Raw genomic sequence first — 2,423 nt, forward strand, 5'->3', positions numbered from 1 at the left:
CTCCCCGCACGACCGACCCCGCGCCGCTCCGTACCACTCCCGTCCCGTGCGTACGCGAGCACGCCGGCCGCTGCGCCACCGATCCGCACTCCCGCCGCCCGGCGGGCGGGGGGGGGGGGGGGGGGGGGGGGGGGGGCGCCGGGGCGGGGGGGGGGGGGGGGGGGGGGGGGGGGGCGCGCGCCGCGGGGGGGGGGGCCCCCCCCCCCCCCCCCCCTGGCCTGGTCCTCTTCCGGGGCCAGGACCGCATCATCGGCTATGTGGACCCGCCGCTCGAAGCGGTGGCGCGCGGCGACCGGCTCACGGTGACCGCGCTCAATGAACGCGGCCGGGTGTTGCTGCCAACCCTCCACACCCTCCTCGGCACGTTGCCGGGTACGGTCCGCGCCGACGGCGACGCGCTGCACCTGCACGGCCGCACCCCGCACGGCGTCTTCGCCGAGGAGGACCGCACCCGGCACGTGGGCGTCTTCGCCGCGATCCGGGCGCTGATCGCGGGGCTCGCCGCGCCGCGGGACGAACTCCTCGGCCTGTACGGCGCGTTCGGCTACGACCTGATCTTCCAGGTCGACCCGATGGACCCGCGGCAGCGCCGCGACGCGGCCGACCGCGACCTGGTCCTGCACCTGCCGGACGTCATCTACGACCTGGACCTGCGCGGCGACGAGGCCGTGCGGCACCGCTACGACTTCGTCGCCGGGGCCGCGAGCACCCAGTGGCTGCCCACCGCGACGCCCGCCGAGCCCTTCGTGCCCGGCCAGCCGGCAAAGGGCCGGCGCGACCATGCGCTGGGGGAGTACGCGCAGGTGGTGGAGGCGGCGATGCCGCTGTTCAGATCCGGTGACCTGTTCGAGGTGGTGCCGAGCCAGACCTTCAAGCACCCGTGCGCCGAGACCCCGGCCCACCTCTTCCGCCGGCTGTACGAGCGCAACCCGGCCCCGCACAGCCTGCTGATGAACCTGGGCGACGGGGAGTACCTGGTGGGTGCGTCGCCGGAGATGTTCGTCCGGGTCAGCCGGGGCGTCGCGGGGGACGCCGACCGGCTCCTGGTCGAATCCGCGCCGATCAGCGGCACCGCCCAGCGCGGCGCCAACGCCCTGGAGGACGCCCAGCGCATCCGGGAACTCCTCAACTCGGCAAAAGACGAGCACGAGTTGACGATGTGCACGGACGTGGACCGCAACGACAAGTCGCGGGTGTGCGTCCCCGGCACGGTCAAGGTGACCGCCCGGCGCAGCATCGAGGTGTACTCCACACTCATCCACACCGTGGACCACGTGGAGGGCGAACTGCGCCCGGAGTTCGACGCGTTGGACGCCTTCCTGGCCCATCTGTGGGCGGTCACCGTGACCGGCGCGCCCAAGCTGGCCGCGGTCGAGTTCATCGAGCGGCACGAGCGTTCGCCGCGCCGCTGGTACGGCGGCGCCGTCGGCCGGATCGGCTTCGACGGCTGCCTGGACACCGTCCTGACGCTGCGCACCCTCCAGATCAAGGACGGCGTGGGCACCGTACGGGCCGGCGCGACGCTGCTGTTCGACTCGGACCCGGTGGCCGAGGAGCAGGAGACCGAGCTGAAGGCGAAGGCGCTGCTCGACGTGCTGGTCGGCAGCGCGCCGCCGGTCGCGAGCGCCGAGGTCAGGGAGCGTCCCGGGCAGGGCCGCTCGATCCTCCTGGTGGACCACCGCGACTCGTTCGTGCACTGCCTGGCCGGCTACTTCCGGGAGACCGGCGCCACCGTGGACACCTACCGCAGCGGCGGCCACCTGGACCTCATCGAGGAGCGCCGGCCCGATCTGGTGGTGCTCTCGCCCGGGCCCGGCACCCCCGCCGACTTCAAGGTCTCGGCGACGCTGGCCGAGGCGGAGCGGCTCGGCATCCCCGTCTTCGGCGTCTGCCTCGGCCTCCAGGGCATCGTGGAGTACCTCGGCGGCGACCTGAAGACGCTGGCGGCGCCGGTGCACGGCAAGCCCTCCAGGGTGCGCCGCACCACCGTCGAGTCCGGCCTGCTCGGCGGCCTGCCGGAGACGTTCGACGTGGGCCGTTACCACTCGCTGTACGCGGACCCGGGCGAGCTGCCGGAGGGGCTGCGGGTGACGGCCGTGACGGCCGACGGCGCGGTCGCGATGGCGGTCGAGGACGCCGAACGCGGCCTGGCCGCGGTCCAGTTCCACCCCGAGTCGATCATGTCGGGCGAGGGCAGGACCGGCCACCAGGTGGTCGCCAACGCGGTCACCCACCTCATCCGCACCCCCCGTTGACCGTGCACGCGACGACCGCGGATGCAGCGGTCGCGGACGCTGCGACCGCGGACGCGACGGTTGCGGGGCTCTTCGCGGGCCCGGCGGTGCGGGTGGCGCACGCGGCCGTGGGCGAGTGGCCGTTCGCGGCGCTGCCCGCGGCCGTACGGGCCGGGCTGCCCGGGTTCG

Annotated in this window: 1 protein-coding gene; it reads left to right on the top strand. The window is 74.9% G+C overall.

Annotated elements, in window-relative coordinates:
• The coding region (locus tag AAHZ94_RS32695; RefSeq protein ID WP_349997334.1) for an anthranilate synthase component I at positions 1 to 2,255 on the top strand (2,255 nt) is incomplete at its 5' end.
• Positions 2,256 to 2,423 lie beyond the last annotated feature (168 nt).

Source organism: Streptomyces sp. HSW2009 (assembly GCF_040240285.1).
GTDB lineage: Bacteria > Actinomycetota > Actinomycetes > Streptomycetales > Streptomycetaceae > Streptomyces.